General features: G+C 68.2%; 23 protein-coding genes. 11 read left to right on the top strand and 12 right to left on the bottom strand.

The annotated features are described in order from the left end of the window. The 4 genes from SOM47_RS11395 to moaA are packed head-to-tail and all read right to left on the bottom strand — an operon-like array spanning window position 1 to window position 3,513. Window positions 1-261 (bottom strand): MoaD/ThiS family protein, encoded by a 261-nt coding sequence (locus SOM47_RS11395; RefSeq protein WP_320505611.1) that lies wholly within the window; start codon window positions 259-261, stop codon window positions 1-3. Next, on the bottom strand, window positions 258-1,514 hold the full coding sequence (locus SOM47_RS11400; protein ID WP_320505612.1) for a molybdopterin molybdotransferase MoeA: 1,257 nt from the start codon (window positions 1,512-1,514) through the stop codon (window positions 258-260). The genes SOM47_RS11395 and SOM47_RS11400 overlap by 4 nt, the downstream gene beginning before the upstream one ends. Then, window positions 1,511-2,509, bottom strand: coding sequence for a bifunctional molybdenum cofactor biosynthesis protein MoaC/MoaB (gene moaCB, locus SOM47_RS11405; RefSeq protein ID WP_320505613.1), 999 nt, complete (start codon window positions 2,507-2,509; stop codon window positions 1,511-1,513). Before moaCB ends, SOM47_RS11400 begins: the two co-directional genes overlap by 4 nt. Window positions 2,510-2,517: 8 nt before the next feature. Next, window positions 2,518-3,513 carry a GTP 3',8-cyclase MoaA gene (moaA, locus tag SOM47_RS11410; protein ID WP_042613613.1) on the bottom strand — a complete coding sequence of 332 codons (996 nt, stop codon included), beginning with the start codon at window positions 3,511-3,513 and terminating at the stop codon, window positions 2,518-2,520. Window positions 3,514-3,752: 239 nt separating this feature from the next. Here moaA and SOM47_RS11415 point away from each other — a divergent pair, with 239 nt between their 5' ends. Continuing rightward, complete coding sequence (locus SOM47_RS11415) at window positions 3,753-4,601, top strand: DeoR/GlpR family DNA-binding transcription regulator (RefSeq protein ID WP_320505614.1); 849 nt, start codon at window positions 3,753-3,755, stop codon at window positions 4,599-4,601. 20 nt (window positions 4,602-4,621) lie between these two features. Next, window positions 4,622-5,758, top strand: a complete 1,137-nt coding sequence (locus SOM47_RS11420) for an MFS transporter (RefSeq protein WP_042613582.1) — start codon at window positions 4,622-4,624, stop codon at window positions 5,756-5,758. An 11-nt stretch (window positions 5,759-5,769) separates the two neighbouring features. Here SOM47_RS11420 and SOM47_RS11425 read toward each other — a convergent pair whose 3' ends face one another. After that, window positions 5,770-6,066, bottom strand: coding sequence for a DUF3817 domain-containing protein (locus tag SOM47_RS11425; protein ID WP_235306047.1), 297 nt, complete (start codon window positions 6,064-6,066; stop codon window positions 5,770-5,772). Window positions 6,067-6,240: 174 nt separating this feature from the next. On the opposite strand from SOM47_RS11425, the gene mdcA reads away from it, so the two are divergent. The 9 genes from mdcA to SOM47_RS11470 all read left to right on the top strand — a co-directional run bounded on the left by mdcA (window position 6,241) and on the right by SOM47_RS11470 (window position 14,457). Continuing rightward, on the top strand, window positions 6,241-7,884 hold the full coding sequence (gene mdcA, locus SOM47_RS11430) for a malonate decarboxylase subunit alpha (RefSeq protein ID WP_320505615.1): 1,644 nt from the start codon (window positions 6,241-6,243) through the stop codon (window positions 7,882-7,884). A gap of 12 nt (window positions 7,885-7,896) precedes the next feature. After that, window positions 7,897-8,220 carry a malonate decarboxylase acyl carrier protein gene (mdcC, locus tag SOM47_RS11435; RefSeq protein WP_042613585.1) on the top strand — a complete coding sequence of 108 codons (324 nt, stop codon included), beginning with the start codon at window positions 7,897-7,899 and terminating at the stop codon, window positions 8,218-8,220. After that, a complete protein-coding gene (locus tag SOM47_RS11440; RefSeq protein WP_042613586.1) occupies window positions 8,217-9,107 on the top strand; it encodes a biotin-independent malonate decarboxylase subunit beta in 891 nt (296 codons plus the stop codon). The genes mdcC and SOM47_RS11440 overlap by 4 nt, the downstream gene beginning before the upstream one ends. Continuing rightward, a complete protein-coding gene (mdcE, locus tag SOM47_RS11445; RefSeq protein WP_042613587.1) occupies window positions 9,104-9,808 on the top strand; it encodes a biotin-independent malonate decarboxylase subunit gamma in 705 nt (234 codons plus the stop codon). Before SOM47_RS11440 ends, mdcE begins: the two co-directional genes overlap by 4 nt. Before the next feature lie 3 nt (window positions 9,809-9,811). Next, window positions 9,812-10,450 (top strand): malonate decarboxylase holo-[acyl-carrier-protein] synthase, encoded by a 639-nt coding sequence (gene mdcG / locus SOM47_RS11450; protein WP_042613588.1) that lies wholly within the window; start codon window positions 9,812-9,814, stop codon window positions 10,448-10,450. Next, window positions 10,447-11,304 (top strand): triphosphoribosyl-dephospho-CoA synthase MdcB, encoded by an 858-nt coding sequence (gene mdcB / locus SOM47_RS11455; protein WP_320505616.1) that lies wholly within the window; start codon window positions 10,447-10,449, stop codon window positions 11,302-11,304. The genes mdcG and mdcB overlap by 4 nt, the downstream gene beginning before the upstream one ends. Then, window positions 11,301-12,218 carry a malonate decarboxylase subunit epsilon gene (mdcH, locus tag SOM47_RS11460; RefSeq protein WP_042613590.1) on the top strand — a complete coding sequence of 306 codons (918 nt, stop codon included), beginning with the start codon at window positions 11,301-11,303 and terminating at the stop codon, window positions 12,216-12,218. Before mdcB ends, mdcH begins: the two co-directional genes overlap by 4 nt. An 88-nt stretch (window positions 12,219-12,306) precedes the next feature. After that, window positions 12,307-13,653, top strand: a complete 1,347-nt coding sequence (locus tag SOM47_RS11465) for an SLC13 family permease (protein ID WP_192083607.1) — start codon at window positions 12,307-12,309, stop codon at window positions 13,651-13,653. A gap of 84 nt (window positions 13,654-13,737) precedes the next feature. Further along, window positions 13,738-14,457 (top strand): GntR family transcriptional regulator, encoded by a 720-nt coding sequence (locus SOM47_RS11470; protein ID WP_042613592.1) that lies wholly within the window; start codon window positions 13,738-13,740, stop codon window positions 14,455-14,457. Window positions 14,458-14,472: 15 nt separating this feature from the next. Here SOM47_RS11470 and SOM47_RS11475 read toward each other — a convergent pair whose 3' ends face one another. From SOM47_RS11475 to SOM47_RS11505, 7 genes are all read right to left on the bottom strand, one after another. Continuing rightward, complete coding sequence (locus tag SOM47_RS11475) at window positions 14,473-16,389, bottom strand: PAS domain-containing hybrid sensor histidine kinase/response regulator (protein ID WP_042613593.1); 1,917 nt, start codon at window positions 16,387-16,389, stop codon at window positions 14,473-14,475. Further along, entirely contained in the window at window positions 16,376-17,248 is an 873-nt protein-coding gene (locus tag SOM47_RS11480) for a sensor histidine kinase (protein WP_042613594.1), read from the bottom strand. Before SOM47_RS11480 ends, SOM47_RS11475 begins: the two co-directional genes overlap by 14 nt. Further along, on the bottom strand, window positions 17,245-18,264 hold the full coding sequence (locus SOM47_RS11485; RefSeq protein WP_320505617.1) for an ATP-binding protein: 1,020 nt from the start codon (window positions 18,262-18,264) through the stop codon (window positions 17,245-17,247). The genes SOM47_RS11480 and SOM47_RS11485 overlap by 4 nt, the downstream gene beginning before the upstream one ends. Further along, window positions 18,255-18,656, bottom strand: coding sequence for an ATP-binding protein (locus SOM47_RS11490; RefSeq protein ID WP_042613596.1), 402 nt, complete (start codon window positions 18,654-18,656; stop codon window positions 18,255-18,257). Before SOM47_RS11490 ends, SOM47_RS11485 begins: the two co-directional genes overlap by 10 nt. Next, on the bottom strand, window positions 18,653-19,015 hold the full coding sequence (locus tag SOM47_RS11495; RefSeq protein WP_123699094.1) for an STAS domain-containing protein: 363 nt from the start codon (window positions 19,013-19,015) through the stop codon (window positions 18,653-18,655). Before SOM47_RS11495 ends, SOM47_RS11490 begins: the two co-directional genes overlap by 4 nt. Window position 19,016: 1 nt before the next feature. Then, window positions 19,017-19,877, bottom strand: coding sequence for an STAS domain-containing protein (locus SOM47_RS11500; RefSeq protein ID WP_192083609.1), 861 nt, complete (start codon window positions 19,875-19,877; stop codon window positions 19,017-19,019). A 219-nt stretch (window positions 19,878-20,096) separates the two neighbouring features. Then, window positions 20,097-21,641, bottom strand: a complete 1,545-nt coding sequence (locus SOM47_RS11505; RefSeq protein WP_320505618.1) for a TerC family protein — start codon at window positions 21,639-21,641, stop codon at window positions 20,097-20,099. Between the last annotated feature and the right edge of the window lie 48 nt (window positions 21,642-21,689).

Here is a 21,689-nt window from a genome sequence, read left to right on the forward strand (position 1 = left end):
TCATCCTCCACTCACCGGCGGCAGGATCGCCACGCGCCCGTCCTCAGGCAGCGCGTCATCATCGCGCAGCACACGCTGCTGGTCGGAGAACGCCGAGTACTCCAGCAATCCAGCGCGGAACGCGGGCCAGCGCACCGGCAGCAGCGCTTCCAACGCCGCGCGCAGATCCGCCACCCGGCCGCCGGCCACATCCACCGCGATCTCGCGCGTGGGATCCAGTTCGGAAAACGCCCCGAACAACTGCACCGTCACCTGCCTCATGCCTGCTCCTGTCGATTCACCTGCAGGGGCGTTGCATGACCCCACCCCATCACCTGCACCCGGCTACCCGCCGGGGCCTGGTCACCTGCTTCATCCAGTACCGCCCACGCATTGGCCTGCAATGAAGACTTCAGGCGGAACGATTCCTGCCCGGCCAACACGCGCACGCCCAGCTGCCCACTGGCATCGATCTCAACCCGCGCACGCGCATGGAAGCGCAGGCCTTCCGGTTTGTCCGCAGCGACCAGCAAGGGCAGGCGCAGCGCGACCTCCGCCGGCAGGCCGAGCATGCCGCGCAGCAGCGGCTCCACGAAGAAACGCTGGCCGACCGCGGTCGACACCGGATTGCCCGGCAGGCCGAAATAGAGCGCGCCGCAGGGCAGTCGCGCGAACAGCACCGGCTTGCCCGGGCGGATCGCCACCTTGTGGAACAGGATGTGCGCTCCGCGCGCCTGCAACGCGGCGGGAATGAAGTCGTAGCGGCCGGCAGACACCGCGCCGGTACTCACCAGCACCTGTGCGCCGGCCGCGAGCGCCTGGTCCAGCGCTGCATCAAAGGCGGCCACCTCGTCACCCACCAGCGCATCGGCAACCACCTGCGCACCGGCCAACTGCAGCCGGGCGACCAGCGCCGGACGGCTGCTGTCACGGATCTGTCCGGACTGCAGCGCCTGGCCGGCCTGGCTGACCAGTTCTTTGCCGGTCGCGATGACCGCAGCGCGGGGACGCGCCCTGACCCTCACCTGCCCTGCGCCGATGGCATGCAGCAGGCTCAGTGCGTTGAGATCCAGGCGCTCACCTTCTGCCAGCACCTGTTCACCGGACTGCACGTCCTGGCCGCGCAGGCGCACGAACTGGAACGGCGCTACGTCGGCGCGCAGGCGTACCCGCAGGGGGCGTCCGCCTTCGCTGCGCAGGACCTCCACCTGCTCCACCGGCACCACGCTGTCCAGGCCATCCGGAAGACGGGCACCGGTCATGATCTCCCATGCCCCGTTGCCCGCGACGCTTGCCGCATCCCCTGCGGCCTGCCAACCGAACACATCGAATTCGCTACCCGCCGTGGCCGTGGATCCGTCCAGGCGCAGCGCGAAGCCGTCCATCGCGGAATTGTCGAACGGAGGAACGCACTGCGGGCTGTAGATGGGCGCGGACAGTGTGCGACCGCACGCCTGGTCCAGCGCGACCGGCTCGTCCGGCAGCAACGGTGCCGCCTCCAGCACGATGCGCAGCGCCTCGGCATAGGTGATCACGCGTGCCCCCTGCCCGTCATCATCGCCAGGGCATGGCCCAGCAGTGGTGCCAGCATCTCCAGGCATTGCGCGGCGGCGCGTGGGCTGCCCGGCAGGGCAAACACCAGCATGCCGTCCAGCTGTACCACCTCGGCGCGACTGAGCCAGGCCATCGGCGTGTGCTGGGCACTGAGCGCGCGCAGCATCTGCGCCAGCCCATCCACGCGCCGGCCGCCCAGCGACTGCAGCGCTTCGGGGGTCAGGTCACGCGGCCCCAGGCCGGTACCGCCGGTGCACAGGCACAACTGCACGCCCTCGGCCGCCAGCGCGCGCAGGCGCGAGGCAAGCGGCTCGATCCCATCAGCCAGTACCTCCGCGGACGCGACCTCCGCGCCCAGCGCCTGCAGGCCCTGCACCAGCACTGGCCCGGACCGATCCTCGTAGCGGCCATCGCTGGCACGATCACTCAGGGTCAACACCGCACTACGCGCGCCCTGCAGCTGCAACGGCGCACGCGGGGCGAAGCGTTCGGTTTCCTGCGCATCCAAGCCCTGCGGATGGATCCATACCCCGCGCTTGCCCCCCTCCTTGAACAGCAGCCGCACGCCACTGATCTCCAGCGCCGGTTCGACCGGTTTGGTCAGGTCGTACAGCGTCAGCAGCGCGGCATTGACTCCCGCCAACGCTTCCATCTCCACACCGGTACGGGCCTCGCTGGCGCACTCGCACCACACCCGGATGGCGTGTCGTCCGGGCACCGGCGCACAGTGCACGCGCACCAGTTCCAGCGGCAGCGGGTGGCACAGCGGCATCAGCGCAGAGGCCATCTTGGCGCCCTGCAGCCCGGCGATTTCGGCCATTACCAGCGCATCGCCCTTGGGCAGGCGGCGCTCGACGATCATCGGGTAGGCCAGCGAGCCGGCGAGCAGCTCGCCCACCGCCACCGCGCGGCGTCGGGTTATCCGTTTGTCACGCACATCGGCCATGTGGAAGGCCGCGCTCATCTCACCACTCATGCTGTGTTTCATCCTCCAATGGAGGCCAGGTGCGGGATCAGCCCGGTCTGGCCCTGGTGCAAGCCGTGGCCGGCCGCCTTCAACCCGAGCTGGGTCGTGATGCGGGCCAGCAGGGCGTCGAAGTCGTCGTCGGACTGCAGCAGCGGGCGCAGCGGCACGCCGAACTCACCGAACAGGCACAGCCGCAGGTCACCGCGCGCGGTCACCCGCAGGCGATTGCAGCTGCTGCAGAAATCACGGGCGTACGGCGCGATGATGCCGACCGTCCCCCGGTGGCCGGGATGGCCGAACTCGCGCGCCGGCCCGGCATCGGGATACCGCGGACGCTCGCTCCAGCCGGCCTCCAGCAACTGGGTGATGACCTCGTCCGCGCGCCGGTGGTGCTGCAGGAAGTAGGCCTCGTTGTCGCCGGTGCGCATCAGTTCGATGAAGCGCACGCTGACCGGTCGCTCGCGAAGGAATTCCATCCACTGCGGCAGTTCGTCATCGTTGACGCCGCGCAGCAGCACCGCATTGAGTTTCACCGATTGAATATTCAGTGCCTGCGCCATCTGCAGGCCCTGCAGAATTTCCGGTTGCCGGTCGTGGCCGGTCAGAGCATGGAAACGATCGCGCTGCAGGCTGTCCATGCTGACGTTGAGCCCGGTCAGTCCGGCACGATGCCAGCCGGGCAACCGACGTGGCAGCAGCGTGCCATTGGTGGTGACGGCCACCTTGCGGATGCCCGGCACGGCGGCAACCACTTCGATGATCTGCTCCAGGTCCTTGCGCAGGCTGGGCTCGCCACCGGTCAGGCGGATCTTGTGCATGCCCAGTGCCGCAAAGCCACGCACCAACCGCTGGATTTCCGCCACGCCGAGAAAGCGAGGACCAGCCTCGCCCTGGTAGCCATCAGGCAGGCAGTAACTGCAGCGGAAGTTGCAGGCTTCGGTGAGCGACAGGCGCAGATAAGGGAAACGACGGCCGAAGCTGTCGCCGAGCGCAGGCGCGCCCCCATCGACCATCGCGCCGTCACGTACTACCGCCATGCGTTGACCATCCTTCCGGTTCCCTTCGCCATCATGGCCGTCAGCGTACCGGCCGCGCCGTCGTGATGGGATGACTTTCGCGCGTGTCACGTTGCGGCGCCGCCGCGTTGCGGGGCGCCGTTGATCGCGGCACGGCCAGCGGGCACGCCGCAGGTCAGTGAATACGTATGCACGACGATGCACGATCTTGCACGAACGCGCGCGGGCTCGATAGCATGGCGATCCGCCCGAACCGCGTGCCCGCCCATGCCCTCCCCCTTGCGTACGGCATCGCTCCATTGAACAGTGCCGACACCCTGCCCGGCGAGCGCCAGCGGGCCATCCTGCAGTTGCTGCGTGAACAGGGCCGCGTGCTTGCTTCGCCGTTGGCGCTGCAGTTCGGCGTGTCGGAGGACTCCATCCGCCGCGACCTGCGCGAGCTGGCCCAACGCGGTCTTTGCCGGCGCGTGCACGGCGGCGCGTTGCCACTCACCCCGACCTTCCCGCCGCTGGCCGAGCGCCAGCAGCAGGACCTGCCGCGCAAGCAGGCGCTCGCCCTGCGGGCAGCAGGCCTGGTCCGCCACGGTGAGGTCATCGCACTGGATGCCGGATCGACCAACAGCGCCATCGCCGCGATGCTGCCCCGTGACCTTCAGTTGCGGGTGGTCACCAACGCACCGGACATCGCCCTGCTGTTGATGGCGCGCGAGGGCATCGAGGTCAGCCTGATCGGCGGCCGCCTGGAACGGCGTTCCGGCGCGGTGCTCGGCAGCCAGGCGATGGAATGCCTCGCCGAGCTGCACGTGGATGTCTGCTTCGCCGGCACCTGCGCGATCGACCGCGAGGGCACGGCCTGGGCGGTGGACGGCGAGGAAGCCGCTTTCAAGCGTGCACTGGTGCGCTGCGCCGACCGCATCGTGGTGGTCGTCAGCAATGAAAAACTCGGCGCGATCGCCAGCCATCGGATCGCCTCGCGCGAGCAGGTCGACGTGCTGGTTGTCGAGGCCGATGCGCCCACCGCGCTGGTCGATGCGCTGCGCCTGCAGGGGCTGGACGTGATCGTCAGCGGTGCCCCCTCTTCCTGATTCCCTCACCGAGCCTACCGATGTCTGCAGCTATCCCGTCCGTCGCCCTGCGGCAGCAGCATGCCACGCGCGCCGTGTTCTTCCTGCCCGGCTTCGCCATCGCGGCCTGGGCCCCGCTGGTTCCCTTCGCCAAGGCACGCACCGGCCTGGACGAAGGCGGCCTCGGCCTGACCCTGCTCTGCCTCGGTGCCGGCTCGCTGCTGGCGATGCCGGTGGCCGGCGCATTGGCCGCGCGCCACGGCTGCCGCGCGTTGATGCTGGTGACCCTGCTGATGGCCGGCCTGACCCTGCCGCTGCTGTCCCTCGCCCCATCGGCGATCAGCCTGGCGCTGGCCCTGTTCGTGTTCGGGGCAGGCATCGGCGCCTGCGACTGCGTCATGAACCTGCAGGCGGTGCTGGTCGAGCGCGATGCCCGGCGCCCGATGATGTCCGGATTCCATGCTTTCTACAGCATCGGCGGGGCGGTCGGCGCGGCGGCGATGACCGGCCTGCTCGCACTCGGCGTGGCGCCGTGGGTCGGCGCCTGCCTGCTGGTGGCGGCGATGGGGCTGATAGTGGCCTTGGCCGCGCCGTACTGGCGCAGCGAGCGCGCGCCCGGCGATGCCCCCATGTTCGCCATCCCGCGCGGCATCGTATTGCTGATCGGTGTGTTGTGCTTCGTTGCCTTCCTCGGCGAAGGGGTGATGCTGGACTGGAGCGCGGTGTTCCTCAACCAGGTGCAGGGTGTGCCAGCGGGCCGTGCGGGCCTGGGCTTCCTGGTCTTTTCGGTCGCGATGACCGTCACGCGTCTGTTCGGTGATCGCGCTGTGGCGTGGCTGGGCCAGCAGCGTGCGGTGCTGATCGGCGGTGCGGTGGCAGCCGCTGGCCTGCTGTTGGCCACCTTCGCCAGCGCGCTGCCGGTGGCACTGGTCGGCTATGCGTTGGTCGGCCTGGGCTGCGCGAACATCGTGCCGGTGCTGTTCACCCTGGCCGGCAACCAGAAGGCCATGCCGGAAAGCCTGGCGATCCCCGCGGTCACCACGCTGGGCTATGCCGGCGTGCTGGCCGGTCCGGCACTGGTCGGGCTGGTGGCCCAGCTGAGCAGCCTGGTGACGGCCTTCGTGCTGGTGGCCATCGCCCTGCTGCTGGTCGGCATCGCGGCGCGCGCGGTGCGCTGAGCGGCTGCGCCTCAGCGCTGGGCCGACAACAATCCGCGGCGGCGGAACCACCATTCCAGCGGCAGGGTAACCAGCGGCGGCACGGCCGCCAGCAGCGCCAGCAGGGTCGCCCACCACGGCCAACGCAGGCGAAGTGCAGCCAGCACGGTCACCGCCACGTAGGCCATGAACACCACCCCATGCAGGCGGCCGAACAGCCAGACCACCGACTCGGTGGTCTGCGGGCCGTATTTCAGCCACATGCCCAGCAGCAGGCCAGCCCAGGTCAGGGCTTCGAAGAAGGCGGTCCACGCGAACACGCGGCCCATCGGACTGATCGGGCGAAGAGAGGTCAAGCAGGACTCCGGTGGCGGGCCAAAGATACGGATGATACGCATCCGCACTGATTCGCGTGCGCTGGTGTTTCTGCTGCACTCACGCTTGCAGGGTCAGGAATCCGGTGATAGCGTCGTAATTACTCCGTAATTACAAAGGTCAGTGGCATGACCCGTGTCTGGAATACCCTTGAGCAACAGCGCCAACAGCGGCTGCAGCGGGCCGCCGAGGCCGGACTGCAGCGCGAGGTGCCGCACGCCCGCGTGACCGACCTGTTCGAAGCCGTCATCGAACCGGGCGACCGGGTCTGCCTGGAAGGCAATAACCAGAAGCAGGCTGACTTCCTCGCCGAGTCGCTGGCCCAGGTCGACCCGACACGGGTGCGCGACCTCCACATGGTGCAGTCGGTGCTGTCGCTGCCTTCGCACTTGGATGTGTTCGAGCGCGGCATCGCCAAGCGGCTGGACTTCTCCTTCTCAGGACCCCAGGGCGCGCGGCTGGCCGGGCTGGTGGCCGAAGGCCGCATCGACATCGGCGCCATCCACACCTACCTGGAGCTGTTCGGCCGCTACTTCATCGACCTCACCCCGAAGATCGCACTGGTGGCCGCGCAGGCCGCCGACCGCCACGGCAACCTCTACACCGGCCCCAATACCGAAGACACCCCGGTGATCGTGGAGGCCACCGCGTTCCGTGGCGGCATCGTCATCGCCCAGGTCAACGAGATCGTCGACACGCTTCCCCGCGTCGACATCCCGGCCGACTGGGTCGACTTCGTGACCCTGGCGCCGCGTCCCAACTACATCGAACCGCTGTTCACCCGTGATCCGGCGCAGATCTCCGAAATCCAGGTGTTGATGGCGATGATGGCGATCAAGGGCATCTACGCCGAATACGGCGTGCAGCGGCTCAACCACGGCATCGGCTTCGATACCGCGGCCATCGAGCTGCTGCTGCCCACCTATGCCGAATCGCTGGGCCTGAAGGGAAAGATCGGCAGCCATTGGGCGCTCAATCCGCACCCGGCGCTGATCCCGGCGATCGAATCGGGCTTCGTCAAATCCGTTCACTCCTTCGGCTCTGAACTGGGCATGGAGAAATACATCCAGGCCCGCCCGGACGTGTTCTTCACCGGCGCCGACGGCAGCATGCGATCCAACCGCGCGTTCTCGCAGACCGCCGGGTTGTATGCCTGCGACATGTTCATCGGCTCCACGCTGCAGATCGACCTGCAGGGCAACAGTTCCACCGCGACCCGCGACCGCATCGCCGGTTTTGGCGGCGCGCCGAACATGGGCTCCGATGCCCGCGGCCGTCGTCACGCCAGTCCGGCCTGGCTGAAGGCCGGCCAGCAGGCCGCCCTGCCCGGCCAGATGCCGCGCGGGCGCAAGCTGGTCGTGCAGATGGTGGAAACCTTCCGCGAACACATGGCGCCGGCCTTCGTCGACCGTCTGGATGCCTGGGAACTGGCCGAGCGGGCCAACATGCCACTGCCACCGGTGATGATCTATGGCGACGATGTCACCCACATCCTCACCGAAGAAGGCATCGCCAACCTGCTGCTGTGCCGTACGCCGGAAGAGCGCGAACAGGCGATCCGCGGGGTCGCCGGCTACACCGCCGTGGGCATGGCACGCGACAAGGCGATGGTGGAAAACCTGCGCGACCGCGGGGTGATCCGCCGCGCCGAAGACCTTGGCGTGCGCAGCCGCGATGCCAGCCGCGACCTGTTGGCTGCGCGCTCGGTGAAGGACCTGGTGCACTGGTCCGGCGGCCTGTACGAACCGCCCAAACGTTTCCGCAACTGGTAAGGGACACTCTCCATGGAAACCCTTCGTTATCGTTTTCCCGGCACCCAGGTACTTGGCAGCGCCGAGCTGCATGCGCTGGTCGGCGTGGTCGCCTCCGGCAACCTGGAAGTGCTGGTCGAGCCGGCCCCACTGGATGGCGCGATGGAGATCGAGGTGATCACCTCCGCGCGCGGTTTCGGCGACGTCTGGCAGGCGGTGCTGGCTGATTTCGCCGCTCGCCACCCGCTGCGCGATATCCGCCTGTCACTGAATGATGCCGGCGCCACCCCGGCGGTGGTCAGCCTGCGCCTGCAGCAGGCGCTGGAAACCCTTGCCGAACGCGGGAGTGATGCATGAACCAGCGCAGCTACTACGAAGCCGATGCGCGCGAGCGCATCGAGGGCCTGCTGGATGCTGGCAGCTTCAGCGAATTCTTCGGTCCGCGCCGCCGCACCATCAGCCCGCACCTGGCACAGCTGGACGTGCCCGGCGCGTTCGACGATGGCATCGTGGTCGGTGCCGGGCGCCTGCAGGGGCGCGAGGTGCTGGTCGCTGCACAGCAAGGCGCCTTCATGGGCGGCGGTGTGGGCGAGGTGCATGGCGCCAAGCTGACCGGCCTGCTGGAACGCGCCCGCGAGCTGCGCCCGGAAGCGGTGTTGTTGCTGCTGGACAGCGGCGGGGTGCGCCTGCACGAGGCCAATGCCGGGCTGATCGCCATCTCCGAAATCATGCGCGCGGTACTTGCCGCACGTGCCGAGGGTGTTCCGGTCATCGCGCTGGTGGGCAGCGGCAATGGTGCGTTCGGCGGCATGGGCATCGTCGCCCGCTGCTGCTCGGCCGTGCTGATGTCCGAAGAAGGCCGCCTGTCGCTGTCAGGCCCGGAAGTGATTGAAACCGTGCGCGGCGTGGAAGAGTTCGACTCGCGTGATCGTGCGCTGGTATGGCGGGTGACCGGTGGCAAGCACCGTTACCTGATCGGCGAAGCCTCCACGCTGGTCGCTGATCGCATGCAGGCGTTCGCCGATGCGGCGGTCGCGGCGATTGCCGCCTGTGATCCCGACCAGGATCCGCTGGCGGCGCTCGAGCAGGCCCAGCAGCAGCTGGAAGCGCGCATCGCGGCCTACGGTGATTGCCGCGACGGGCTGGAGATCTGGGCCCGCCAGGGCATCGCCGATCCCGAGCGGTTGCCGCTGCTGGATACGGCCGCCTTCCTCGACGCGGTTGCCGCGCGGAGCGTCCCATGAACCTTGATCAGTTGCTGCCGGCGCTGTTCCCCGCCGGCCATCGCGTCGAACGCAACGACGACGTGCTCACCGGGACGGCAACCACCGCCGGCGGCGAGGTGACGGTGATCGGCACCGCCAACAAGCTGGAGGTCGGCGTGGACCATGCGCTGGCACTGTCGGCCTGCGTGCTGGCCAGCACCCGCGGCCATCCCACACGACCGATCGTGATGCTGGTCGATACCGCTGGCCAGCGGCTGGCGCGGCGCGATGAACTGCTGGGCATCAACGGTTGCTTCGCCCACCTGGCGCGCAGCCTGGAGCTGGCGCGCCGGCGCGGCGCTGCACTGGTCAGCCTGGTCTACGGTGAATCGGTCAGCGGCGGTTTCCTGTCCTTCGGCCTGATGGCCGATCGCATCTTCGCCCTGCCCGAGGCACAGGTACGGGTGATGGACCTGCGCGCGATGGCGCGTGTCACCAAGCAACCACTGGAAAAGCTGCAGGCACTGAGCCTGAGCTCGCCGGTGTTCGCACCCGGCGTGGACAACTACGTGCGCATGGGCGCGGTGGAGGCGGTATGGCAGGGTGACCTGGCCGCCGCGCTGGCCGCCGCGCTGAGCGAACCGCAACGGCTCGACCTGCGCCGCGAGCGCGGGCTGGAACGTGGCGGTCGCTTGCTGGCGCACCACGTCGCCCGCGCCGTGGCCGCAGGCGAGGCCTGAGACATGCATCGCCACGACCTGGTCTGGATCGACCCGCAGGCGAGGTGGACCACGCTGAGTCCGCAGGCCGAACCGCGCCTGCGCGCGTGGATGCAGGCGCGCCTGCCGCTGGTGGTGGCGCGGCGTGACCCGGCCGTCGATGGCGCACAGCTGCGGCTCGGCGTGCCGTTGCCGCTGGATGAGGGCCGGCAACGGTTGTCACTGCGGATCGAGCGCGAGGCGGTCATCCGTCACGCGCCCCCGCCGCGGTTGACCGAGGTGATCGAAGCATTGTCCGCACCGTGGCGCCCTGCCCTGCAAGCGCTGCAGCACCGCTGCGCGGCCCAGGCACTGTCTCCACGCGTGTTTGGCAGCCACGCCTGGCAGGCGATCACCGGACGGGATTACCTGCATGCAGGCTCCGACCTGGACCTGCTCTGGCAGGTCGATGGACCCCGCCAGGCATCGCAGGTCTGCCGCCTGCTGCAGGACTGGGAGGCGCTGCACGGCCTGCGTGCCGATGGCGAACTGGTGTTCGATGCGGCGCAGGCCGTGAACTGGCGTGAGTACGCCGGCGAAGCCGCGCAGGTGCTGGTCAAGGGCGATGCCGCCTGCTGGCTGGCAGCGCGTTCACGCCTTGCCGGCATGGAGCTGCCCGCATGAGTGCGCTGGCCCGCCCGCTTTTCGCGGCGACGGCCGTGCCGCGTGCGCGTCCGCTCGGTCGCCTTGCTATCGTCGCGCTGCACGCCGAACTGGCCTGCAGCCCGAAGCCCGGACTGGTCACTCCCTTCAGCCGTGGCAGCCACCAGGACATGGATGCCGGCACCTTCCTGCGCAGCCTGTTCGCGCTGCGCGGTTACTTCACCGCGATCGCCGCGCAGGCCACCGCCAGCGCCGATTTCGCGCCGCTGCGCGAGCTCGGCATCCAGGCCGAGCGCGGCATGCTGGCCGCCACCGGCAACGTCAATACGCATCGCGGCGCGATCTTCAGCCTCGGCCTGCTGGTGGCTTCGTCGGCGCGGCTGCACGCTGAAGGCTGCCCTGCCCCCTCCGCCGGCGCGGTGTGCGAAGGCGTGCGCCAGTGGCGCCACGCCCTGCTGCAGGCGCCGCTGGATGTCGGCAGCCCCGGGCAGCGTGCGCGTGTCCGCCATGCCGTCCCGGGGGTGCGCGAACAGGCGGCCGCGGGCTTCCCGCTGCTGCACGGGGTGGCGGTACCGGTGCTGCGCGCCGCGCTGGCCGACGGGCTGGCGCGCGATGCCGCCCTGCTGCAGACCCTGATGCAGCTGGTCGCGGTCACCGATGATCTCAACCTGCTGCATCGTGGCGGCGCCGAGGGCCTGGCGTTCGCACAGGCGCAGGCACGCGGCTTCCTTGACGCCGGCGGCGTGCGCGCAACCGACGCCCCCGCGCACATGGCACGGATCTGCCACGCTTTCGAACAGCGGCGACTCAGCCCGGGCGGCAGCGCCGACCTGCTGGCCTGCGCAGTGTTCCTGCTGCAGCAGGAAGCCGCATGAGCCTGGCCATCCTGTGCCCCGGACAGGGCGGCCAGCACCCGGACATGTTCTGCCGCGTGCAGGCTGATCCTGATGCCACCGCCCTGCTGGCTGCGGCGGCTGTGCTGCTCGGCGAAGCGCCCACCGAGGCTGCCAACCGCCCCTCGCGTTTCGACAACGCCATCGCCCAACCGCTGGTCTGCGCCGGCGCACTCACCCATTGGCTGGCGCTGAAAGCATGCCTGCCGGTGCCCACCGTCGTTGCCGGCTACAGCGCCGGCGAACTGGCCGCGCACGCGGTGGCCGGCAGCTACGATGCGGCGACCTGCCTGCAGCTGGCCATGCGCCGCGCCGCCTGCATGGATGCAGCCAGTCCCGCCGACGCCGGCCTGCTGGCGGTGCTGGGGCTGGGTCGCCGCAGCGTCGAGGTGCTGTGCGCCGACCACGGCGTGTTCCCTGCCATCGTCAACGGGGATGACCACGTGGTGCTGGGCGGCCTGCGCGCCGATCTGCTGGCCGTGCAGGCGGACGCCGAACAACGCGGCGCACGCTGCGTGGTATTGCCGGTCCAGGTGCCGGCGCATACCCCGCTGCTGGACGCCGCCGCCACCGCGTTCGCCCAGGTGCTGGATGACACGCCACTGCAGGCCCCACGGCTGCCGCTGCTGGCCGGCCTCGATGGCCGCCGCGTGGCCACGCCGGAACAGGTCCGTAACACCCTGGCCGGCCAGATCGCCTGCACCGTGCAGTGGCAGGGCGTAATGCAGCAGGCCGTGGAACGCGGCGCACGGGTGTTCCTGGAGCTGGGCCCCGGCAATGCATTGAGCCGTCTCGCCCGCGAGCTGCATCCGCAGCTGCAGGCGCGCTCGGTCGAGGATTTCCACACGCTGGAGGGCGTCGTGGAATGGGTGGAAACGGCCTGCGCGCGCGCATGAGTGGGCGCATCGGCCACGCAGTCCAAGCATTACCCCTGGATGGCGGGTCGCCATCGGAAGCAACGAACCAGGTGTCTCGGGAGGGCGCATGAGTCCGGAAATTGCAACGATCATCGGTCTGGTGATCATGTTCATCGTGGCCACGGCCCTGCCCATCAACATGGGTGCCGTCGGCTTTGCATTGGCGTTCATCGTCGGCGGCATCTGGGTCGGCATGGACGGCAAGGAGGTCCTTGCCGGATTCCCGGGCGATCTGTTCCTGACCCTGGTCGGCATCACGTATCTGTTCGCCATCGCGCAGAAGAACGGCACCATCGACCTGCTGGTGCACTGGGCGGTGAAAGCCGTAAGAGGCCACATCGTGGCCATCCCGTGGGTGATGTTCATCGTGACCGCAGTGCTTACTGCATTCGGTGCGCTGGGTCCGGCGGCGGTGGCGATCATCGGCCCGGTCGCACTGCGCTTTGCCAAGCAGTACAGGATCAATCCGTTGATGATGGGCCTGCTGGTGATCCACGGCGCGCAGGCCGGCGGCTTCTCGCCGATCAGCGTGTATGGCGGCATCACCAACCAGGTGGTGCAGAAGGCGGGACTGGATGTCACGGAAATGGCGGTGTTCCTGACCAGCCTCGGCTTCAACCTGCTGATGGCGTTCATCTGCTTCTTCGCCTTCGGTGGCATCGCGCTGCTGCGTCGTGGGCGTGCGGTGGCCGAAGAACCGCTGGTCGCCGGCGTGCAGGCGTCATCGCGCCAGTTCGCCATTGAAGGCCATGGTGCGGTGGTCAGTGCCGGTGGCGGCACCCTGTCCAATGACCCGCAGGCACTGGACGAAGTCCGCATCAACCGCGACCGCCTGATCACCCTGGTGGGCCTGCTGGGCCTGGGCGTAGCGGCACTGGTGTATGACCTCAACGTGGGCCTGGTGGCGATCACCGTCGCGGTCGCCATCGCGCTGGCCTCGCCGTCCGCGCAGAAGGGCGCGGTGGATGGCATCAGCTGGTCCACCGTGCTGCTGATCAGCGGCGTGGTGACCTACGTCGCGGTGCTGCAGAAGGCCGGCGCGGTCGACTTCGTCGGCCACGGCGTCGGGGCCATCGGCATCCCGCTGCTGGGTGCGCTGCTGGTCTGCTACGTGGGTGGCATCGTCTCGGCGTTCGCCTCGTCGGCGGCCGTGCTCGGCGCCACCATCCCGCTGGCGGTGCCGTTCCTGATGCAGGGTCACCTCAGCGCCGCTGGCGTGATCTGCGCGCTGGCGGTGTCGTCCACGGTGGTGGATGTCAGCCCGTTCTCCACCAATGGCGCGCTGGTGGTGGCGTCAGCAGCGAAGGAGGAGCGCGAGGCCCTGTTCCGTCGCTTCCTGGTCTACAGCGGACTGGTGGTGGCCTTCGGCCCGCTGCTGGCATGGTTGCTGTTCGTGGTACCGGGCTGGATGTAATCCGCCCGGGAGGTGGCGACCGTTGGTCGTCACCCCCCGGTGCACCCGCTAGACTGATGCATCCACCTGGACTGCGCTTCGACCATGCCCCTGGCCCCCGGCCCCCGTAAAAGCACCCGCCGCGTGCCACTCTATGAAGAGGTGGCCGAACAACTGCGGCAGAAGATCTACGATTACCTCCTGCCACCGGGCGAATGGATCGACGAACCGGCGCTGGCCGAGGAACTCGGCATCAGCCGTACGCCGCTGCGCGAAAGTCTGAAACTGCTGGCCGCCGAGGGCCTGGTGCAGATCGATGCCGGGCGTGGCAGCCGGGTCACCCGCCTCACCCTCGAAGACCTCAACCAGCTGTTCCCGGTGATGGCGATGCTGGAAGGCCGCTGTGCGCACGATGCGGTGCGCCGCATCGATGACGCCGGCATCGCCCAACTGCAGGCCCTGCACGATGCGATGGAAGCGGCGGCCGCGGCCGGCGACCTGGCCGAGTACTACCGCAACAACTACTTCATTCACGAATCCCTGCAGACTCACGCCGGCAATCCGTGGCTGATCCGGGTGACCCATGACCTGCACCGGATCCTGAAGATGCACCGTGGCCGCCAGCTGCTGACGCCGGGCCGGATGGCGCAGTCACTGGCCGAACACCGCGAACTGATGGACTGCATCCGCCGTCGGGATGCAGCTGCCGCCGAAGCGACCATGAACCGTCACCTGCTCAGCCAGGGCGAAGCGCTGGCCGCCTACGTCGCGGCCGGCGGGCAGCTGAATGTTCCCGCGCCACTGCCGCGCGAAGGCGGCGTCTAAGCACGAGCGCTTGGCTCAACGCAGGGCGAAACTCACCGCGCGCAGCAGTTCGGACAGGTTGAACGGCTTGGGCAGCAGGCCCATTCCCGGCCCGAGGAACTCATTGCGCACCGCTGCGCGTTCGGTGTAGCCGGTGATGAACAGCACCGGCAGGCGCGGACGCAGCTCGCGAGCGGCATCGGCCAGCTCACGCCCGTTCATGCCCGGCAGGCCGACATCGGACAGCAGCAGCGCGATGCCCTCGTCGTCGCGCAGCTCGCGCAGCGCCTGCCGCGCATCGGCCACCGCGATGACCTCGTATCCTGCCTCACGCAGCATGTCCTGCACCATCTGGCGCACCGAGTCGGTGTCGTCCACCACCAGGATCCGCTCGAAGCGGCCGACCGGTGTTTCACCGCGCTCCCCGGCCACCTCGATCTTGGCCGCATCGCCCAGTGGCAACAGCAGTTCCACTTCGGTCCCTACCCCGGGTTCGCTGCTGATGCGCGCCACGCCGCCGCTCTGGCGGGCAAAGCCATAGGTCATCGACAGACCCAGCCCGGTGCCCTCGCCCTGTGGCTTGGTGGTGAAGAACGGTTCGAAGACCTTCTTCAGCAGGTGCGCTTCGATGCCACTGCCGTTGTCCATCACCTTCACGCTGATGTAGTCGCCGGCGGCCAGGCTGTAGTCGCCTTCCACCGTGGTGCGCTCACCGCGGATGCGGATCAGGCCGTTGCCGCCCAGCGCATCGCGCGCGTTGATCACCAGGTTCAGCACCACGCTTTCGAACTGGTTGGGATCGGCCAGTGCCACCAGCGGTTCGTCGCCGAGTTCGAACTCCAGCTCGATGTTCTCACCGATGGTCCGCCGCAGCAGGTCTTCCAGCGAATGCACGCGCTGGGCCACGTCGAACGGCTGCGGATCCAGCGGCTGCTTGCGCGCGAAGGCCAGCATGCGCTGGGTCAACGCCGCGGCACGCGTGGCCGAACTGGACGCGGCATCGATGTAGCGGCCCAGCCGCTCCAGCTTGCCGGTGTCGGCCGCCAGTTCGATCATGTCCAGGCCGGAGATGATGGTGGTCAGCAGATTGTTGAAGTCGTGCGCGATGCCGCCGGTCAACTGGCCCAGCGCGTCCATCTTCTGCGCCTGCAGCAGCTCGGCTTCGGTGCGCTCGCGCTCGGAAATCTGGTACGCCAGTTCGCGTCGCTGCTCGCGGTCGCGCTCGTGGTGGGCGGTGATGTCTTCCACCACCACCAGCCCTTGGTCGGGCTGCTGGTACGGGGTCAGGCGCCACTGGGTCATGCGCGGGGTCCCGCCCGGATTGGGCAGGGCGACGGTGCCCTGCCAGCGCTCGCGCCGCTGCAGCGCCCCCCGCAGCCCATCGATGAAATCGCCTGCCCCGCCGAGCCGGTCCAGGGGCGAGCCGCCACTGATGCCGGTGCCCAGCAACCGGGCGAAGGCATCATTGGCGTCGCGCACGCTCAGGTCGGCGTTCAATACCGCGATGGGCGCGTTGATCTGGCGGAAGATCTCGCCGAAGCGGGCCTCGGCCTCGCGCAGCGCATCTTCGGCGCGGCGGGCCCGCAGCAGGCTGCGCAAGGTGGCCAGCAGCACTTCCGGATCGACCGGGTGGGTGAGGTAGCCATCGGCGCCGGCGTCCAGCCCGGTGATCATGTCCCCGGTGCTGATCGAAGCCGCCGACACGTGCACCACCGGCAGCAACGCAGTACGCGGTTGCGATCGCAGTTCGCGGACGACGTCGAAGCCGCTCATGTCGGGCAGGTTCACGTCCAGCACCAGCGCGGCGAAGTCATTGACCGCCACCGCATCCAGCCCATCCTGTCCCATCCCGGCTTCATCCACGCGGAAACCGTGATGCTCCAGCACCCGCCGCACTGCATAGCGCGTGGCCACGTTGTCATCCACGATCAGGATGCGGTCACGGTGCGGCATCGACGGCCTCTGCTGCGGTTTCAAGGTTCACCGGTACCACCACGAAGAACTCCGAGCCTTCGCCCTGCACGCTGTTGACCCCGACATGGCCACCCAGCAGTCCGGCGAAGCGCTTGCACAGCGACAGCCCCAGCCCGGTACCCCGCAGGCGCTTCTGCAGCGGCGAATCGACCTGCATGAAATCCTCGAACAACGCCGCCTGCATCTCCTGCGGGATGCCGATGCCGGTGTCGCGCACACTGAAGCGCACCGCCGCATCGCCTTCCAGCTCGGCGGAGACCACGATCCGGCCGCGCGGGGTGAACTTCAACGCGTTGGACACGTAATTGCGCAGGATCTGCGCCAGCTTCTTGTCATCGGTGTACAGCATCGGCAACTGCGGCGGCGCGATGAACTCCAGTTCGATGTCATTGCCTTCGACCAACGGGCGGAACATGCCGCGCAGGGCCGAGAACAGATCCATGAGGTCGAACCAGCCCGGTGAAATGGTGATCCGGCCGGCCTCGATCTTGGCCAGGTCGAGCAGGTCGTCGACCATCTCGCGCAGCTCGCTGGCCGCGCTGCTGATGAACAGCACCTGCTGCCGCTGCCCGCTGCTCAGCTCACCGTCCATGCCGTCGTCAAGCAGCCGCGTCATGCTCAGGATGGAGCCGAGCGGCGTGCGGAACTCGTGGCTCATGTAGGACAGGAACCGGCTCTTGAGTTCGGACACCTGGCGCAGCTGTTCGGCCTGCTGGTCCAGTTCGCCATACAACGCCAGCACGCCTTGGTTGGTCTCGTCCAGTTCCATGCGCAGGCCCTCGTTCTCCACCCGGAGGCGCTCCAGTTCCTGCTGCAGGGACAGATCGGTGACGCTCATCGGAAGGCTCCCACGCGCAGCGCGACGACGCAGACATCATCGCGACCACGATCAAAATCACGTTGCAGCACGGCAACCACCAACGCCGGATGGCGATGCTGCAGCCCAGGGTAATCGCGCAGGCTCCACCGCGCCTGCAGTCCATCACTATGCATCACCAGCAGCGTGCCAGCCGGGGCGTGAAGGCTGAATGCCTGCGCCTTGCGGTACTGCACGCCGACGATGCCGGGCATCGAAGCCATGCCACGCGAGGTATCGCCGATCAGCAGGCTGCCGGCGATGTTGCCCACGCCGGCGTAATCAATGTCGCCACTTTCCGGCGAAACGCAGGCGACCGCCGCCGCACCGCCGCGCGAGCCCGACAATGCGGCATGCAGGTCGTTGATGGCGTCCACGGCCGAATCTGCGGTTGGCAGCGCGGCCAGCACGCGCACTCCGCCTTCGGAGGCCTCCGCCGCCAGCGCGCCGTGGCCCAGGCCGTCGATCACCGCCAACGCCAGTTTCTGGTCCTGCACGCGCAGGTGCCAGGCATCGCCGCAGGCGAGCTCATGCTTCATCGGCAGCCGCACCGCGCCATAGGCAAGGTCCGCATCGCGCGGCGCCCGCTCTGGATGGATCCGCACCACCACAATCGAGCCGCGCGCATCGGACCAGGCCTCCATCACCCGCGCCTGGCGTGCGATGGCGGCCATGCCAAGGCCCTGGCTGCCGCCGGTGGAGTACCCATCCTGCAGGCACTGGGCAAGCACGAAGCCCGGGCCGCGGTCGAAGGTGCACAGCTCCACCCCTTGGCCGCAGGCACCGGCGATGACCGACAGGGTCATGCGACCGCCGCCACCGTGGCGCCACAGGTTGGTCGCCATTTCCGTGGCGGCCAGCGCGACCCGGCCGGCATCGATCTCGTTGAAGCCGGCTTCGGCGGCCACGCGCAACGCTTCGCGCCGTGCCTGCCCGACCTGGGTGGTTTCCTCGACGACCACGACACGGGTAAGCGGACCGGAAAAATTCAGATCCATTTGGTGATGGTTACCCGCGTGCCCTGCCCTGCGGCAGTGTCCAGATCGAAATCATCGACCAGCCGACGCGAGCCGGACAGGCCCAGGCCCATCCCCGACCCCGACGACCAGCCATCGGTGAGCGCCTTCACCTGGTCCGGAATACCCGGCCCCTGGTCGGCGAACTGCAACTGGATGCCGCGGCGGACACCGCGTTCGACGATGCGCCAGTGCATGTCACCGCCACCACCATAGATCACCGCGTTGCGTGCCAGTTCGCTGGCGGCGGTGACCAGCTTGGTCTGGTCCACCAGCCGCAGCCCGAAGCGGACCGCCAGCTGCCGCACGGTCTGCCGCGCCAGCACCACGTCCTGCTCGATGCGAATCGGAAGGGATCCGTTCTCGGCGATCATGGGTCGCCTGCGGGCAGCTGCAGCAGCTTCATGCCGCGCTCCACGTTCAGCGCGGTACGCACGCCGCGCAGGTCCAGGCCCAGCTCCACCAGGGTGATCGCCACCGCCGGCTGCATGCCCACCACCACGGTGGTGGCATCCATGATCCGCGCCAGCGCGGAGATGGTCGAGATCATGCGGCCGATGAAGGAATCCACGATATCCAGTGCCGAGATGTCGATCAGTACGCCGCGTGCGGAGGTACGCTGGATCTTCTCGGTCAGGTCATCCTGCAGCGTCAATGCCAGCTGGTCGTGCATGTCCACCTGGATGGTCACCAACAGCAGATCGCCCATCTGCAGGATCGGGATGCGATCCATCTCAGCCTGCCACCTTGGTCACGGTCTGGCCGGTCCGCTTGAGCGCCAGTGCGAGGGCGTCGGCCAGGTTGGCCTTGGTCACGATGCCCTGCAGGTCCAGGCCCAGGTGCACGATGGTCTGTGCGATCTGCGGGCGCACGCCACTGATGATCGCGTCGGCGCCCATCAGGCGGATCGCGGTGACGGTCTTGAGCAGGTGCTGGGCCACCAGCGTATCCACCGTGGGTACGCCGGTGATGTCGATGATGGCGATTTCCGATCCGGTTTCTACGATCCGCTGCAGCAGCGACTCCATCACCACCTGGGTGCGCTGCGAATCCAGCGTGCCGATCATCGGCAGCGCCAGCACGCCTTCCCACAGCTTCACCACCGGGGTGGACAGCTCGAGCATTTCTTCCTGCTGGCGCTGGATGACCTCTTCGCGGCTCTTCTGGAATGCCTTCACGGTCTGCAGGCCGAGCAGGTCCAGCAGTTCGGAGATGGCCCACAGCTGGTCTCCCAGCTGCGCCGGATCAGCTGCCAGGGCCGCCTGGACCTGGGCGAACAACGGGCGCTTCAGCGAGAAGATGAAGCTCGCCGTCTCCGACGAATTGAAGCCCCTGCGCGCGCGATCGGCGGACAGGTCTTCAAGGAAGCGGCGCAGGCCCTGCCATTCCGGGCCCTGCAGGCTGCCGACATCGGCGGCCGGGATGGACTGCAGGAACAGCCGCCAGAACTCACGAAGCTGCGAATCCACTTCGTGGCTGGAAATGCGGTTGTCCTGTCCCTGGCCTGCGGCGGCAAGGGTCTGCTGCCACTGCGTGAGGACCTGTTCCTCGTTGCTGCGGATGAGATCGAGAGTGCGCTGCTGCAATGCCGCCATGGGAGTTTCCTGCTGGGTGGGGCCAGCAGTGCATGCCATTGCATGACCACCTGGCCGGAAGGATTCCAGCCGGGTAAGACGTAACGCAGTACGGTGCGTTCCCCTCCCCCGACCGGACAACCTTCACATTACGCAATCAGCAATGTGTTCAACGCGTGAAGACATTCCGGGCGACTCGCGACGCGGTGTGTCGCGTACTCCGTATCGCCAAGGCCGGCGTCAGCTGACTTGTTCAGAAATGCGCTGCAAGGCCACCCGTCCCACCCTGCGCTTCTCCATCGACAGCACCCGCAGCCGGAAGCCTGCGTGCTCGATCACATCGCCGGCCAGCGGCATCCTGTCCAGCGCATGCAGGACCAGCCCGGACAACGTCTGGTAGTCGCCGCTGCGCTCGAAGCGGATGCCGGCCATGCGCTGCAGGTCGTCCAGGGTCAGCGCGCCGTCGGCCTCCCACTGCTGGTCGGCGATCCCGGTGATGCCATAACGCTCATCCTGGGTGTCGGCGAGGTCGCCGGCGATGGCGGCCAGCAGATCGTTGGAGGTCACCAGCCCTTCCACGCTGCCGTACTCATCCACGGCCACCGCCAGCGGCACCGGATGCTGTCGGATCAGCTCCAGCACCTGCAGCGCGCTGGCGTTGGAGGAAACAAACTGGGCCTCGCGCAGGCTGGCCTCCAGCTGCAGCGGCTTGCCCTGCAGCAGGTTGGCCAGCAGATCGCGGCTCTGCACCACGCCGCGCAGGCGGTCCAGGTCGCCGTCGGCCACCAGCAGGCGGGTGTGGGGGCTGGCGATCAACCGTGCAATGACATCTTCAGTGCCGCGGCTGATGTCGATCCACTGCACATCGGTGCGCACGGTCATCACGCTGGACACCGGCCGTTCGGCCAGCGTCAACACGCTGCGGATCATGTCCTGTTCCACCGGTTGCAGACGCTCCCCGCCGACGCCAGCTGCCGGATCACCATCGTCCTCGTGCGCGCCGACATCGCGCACCCCGAACATGCGCATCACCGCATCGGCGGTGCGCTGGCGGAACGGCAGCTGAGCCTGGTCGCGCTCGCGGTTGAAGCCCACCCACTGGTTGAAGCCTTCCACGAGGATCGAGAACGCGATCGCCGCGTACAGATAGCCCTTCGGGATCCTGAAGCCCAGGCCCTCGGCCACCAGGCTGAAGCCGATCATCAGCAGGAAGCCCAGGCACAGCACCACCACGGTGGGATGGCGGTTGACGAAGCGCGTCAGCGGCTTGCTGGCGAGCAGCATCAGCGCCATCGCGATGGTCACTGCTGCATACATGACGCCCAGGTTGTCGACCATGCCGACCGCAGTGATCACCGAGTCCAGCGAGAACACCGCATCGAGCACCACGATCTGCGCCACCACCGTGCCGAAGCTGGCGTATACCCGGTTGCCGCCGCCTTCGTGCGTACGGCCTTCCAGCCGCTCGTGCAGTTCCATGGTGCCCTTGAACAGCAGGAACAGGCCGCCCACCAGCAGGATCAGGTCGCGCCCGGAGAACGCGTGCTCCATCACCGAGAACAGCGGCTCGGTGAGTTTCATGATCCACGACAGCGCGGCCAGCAGCACCAGCCGCATCAGCAGCGCCAGGGTCAGGCCGATCACCCGCGCGCGGTCGCGCTGGTGCGGAGGCAGCTTGTCGGCCAGGATCGCGATGAACACCAGGTTGTCGATGCCCAGCACGATCTCAAGCACTACCAGGGTTGCAAGCCCCATCCATATCGAGGGGTCAGCCAGCCATTCCATGCGTGGGTTCTTTTCTGTGGTTGAAGGGGAAGAAGTGCGGTTGCTGCA

Source organism: Stenotrophomonas sp. CFBP8980, assembly GCF_034046095.1.
GTDB classification, from domain to species: domain Bacteria; phylum Pseudomonadota; class Gammaproteobacteria; order Xanthomonadales; family Xanthomonadaceae; genus Stenotrophomonas; species Stenotrophomonas lacuserhaii.

Excerpts from the sequence above, each read along its gene's own strand:
- mdcC (WP_042613585.1), top strand. The coding sequence starts at position 7,897 with ATGGAAACCCTTCGTTATCGTTTTCCCGGCACCCAGGTACTTGGCAGC.
- SOM47_RS11415 (WP_320505614.1), top strand. The coding sequence starts at position 3,753 with ATGGCGATCCGCCCGAACCGCGTGCCCGCCCATGCCCTCCCCCTTGCG.
- SOM47_RS11495 (WP_123699094.1), bottom strand. The coding sequence starts at position 19,015 with ATGGATCGCATCCCGATCCTGCAGATGGGCGATCTGCTGTTGGTGACC.
- moaCB (WP_320505613.1), bottom strand. The coding sequence starts at position 2,509 with ATGAGTGGTGAGATGAGCGCGGCCTTCCACATGGCCGATGTGCGTGAC.
- mdcB (WP_320505616.1), top strand. The coding sequence starts at position 10,447 with ATGAGTGCGCTGGCCCGCCCGCTTTTCGCGGCGACGGCCGTGCCGCGT.
- SOM47_RS11425 (WP_235306047.1), bottom strand. The coding sequence starts at position 6,066 with ATGGGCCGCGTGTTCGCGTGGACCGCCTTCTTCGAAGCCCTGACCTGG.
- SOM47_RS11475 (WP_042613593.1), bottom strand. The coding sequence starts at position 16,389 with ATGCCGCACCGTGACCGCATCCTGATCGTGGATGACAACGTGGCCACG.
- SOM47_RS11440 (WP_042613586.1), top strand. The coding sequence starts at position 8,217 with ATGAACCAGCGCAGCTACTACGAAGCCGATGCGCGCGAGCGCATCGAG.
- SOM47_RS11485 (WP_320505617.1), bottom strand. The coding sequence starts at position 18,264 with ATGGATCTGAATTTTTCCGGTCCGCTTACCCGTGTCGTGGTCGTCGAG.
- SOM47_RS11420 (WP_042613582.1), top strand. The coding sequence starts at position 4,622 with ATGTCTGCAGCTATCCCGTCCGTCGCCCTGCGGCAGCAGCATGCCACG.
- SOM47_RS11465 (WP_192083607.1), top strand. The coding sequence starts at position 12,307 with ATGAGTCCGGAAATTGCAACGATCATCGGTCTGGTGATCATGTTCATC.
- SOM47_RS11395 (WP_320505611.1), bottom strand. The coding sequence starts at position 261 with ATGAGGCAGGTGACGGTGCAGTTGTTCGGGGCGTTTTCCGAACTGGAT.
- mdcH (WP_042613590.1), top strand. The coding sequence starts at position 11,301 with ATGAGCCTGGCCATCCTGTGCCCCGGACAGGGCGGCCAGCACCCGGAC.
- SOM47_RS11500 (WP_192083609.1), bottom strand. The coding sequence starts at position 19,877 with ATGGCGGCATTGCAGCAGCGCACTCTCGATCTCATCCGCAGCAACGAG.
- mdcA (WP_320505615.1), top strand. The coding sequence starts at position 6,241 with ATGACCCGTGTCTGGAATACCCTTGAGCAACAGCGCCAACAGCGGCTG.
- SOM47_RS11505 (WP_320505618.1), bottom strand. The coding sequence starts at position 21,641 with ATGGAATGGCTGGCTGACCCCTCGATATGGATGGGGCTTGCAACCCTG.
- moaA (WP_042613613.1), bottom strand. The coding sequence starts at position 3,513 with ATGGTCGATGGGGGCGCGCCTGCGCTCGGCGACAGCTTCGGCCGTCGT.
- mdcG (WP_042613588.1), top strand. The coding sequence starts at position 9,812 with ATGCATCGCCACGACCTGGTCTGGATCGACCCGCAGGCGAGGTGGACC.
- SOM47_RS11490 (WP_042613596.1), bottom strand. The coding sequence starts at position 18,656 with ATGATCGCCGAGAACGGATCCCTTCCGATTCGCATCGAGCAGGACGTG.
- SOM47_RS11470 (WP_042613592.1), top strand. The coding sequence starts at position 13,738 with ATGCCCCTGGCCCCCGGCCCCCGTAAAAGCACCCGCCGCGTGCCACTC.
- SOM47_RS11480 (WP_042613594.1), bottom strand. The coding sequence starts at position 17,248 with ATGAGCGTCACCGATCTGTCCCTGCAGCAGGAACTGGAGCGCCTCCGG.
- mdcE (WP_042613587.1), top strand. The coding sequence starts at position 9,104 with ATGAACCTTGATCAGTTGCTGCCGGCGCTGTTCCCCGCCGGCCATCGC.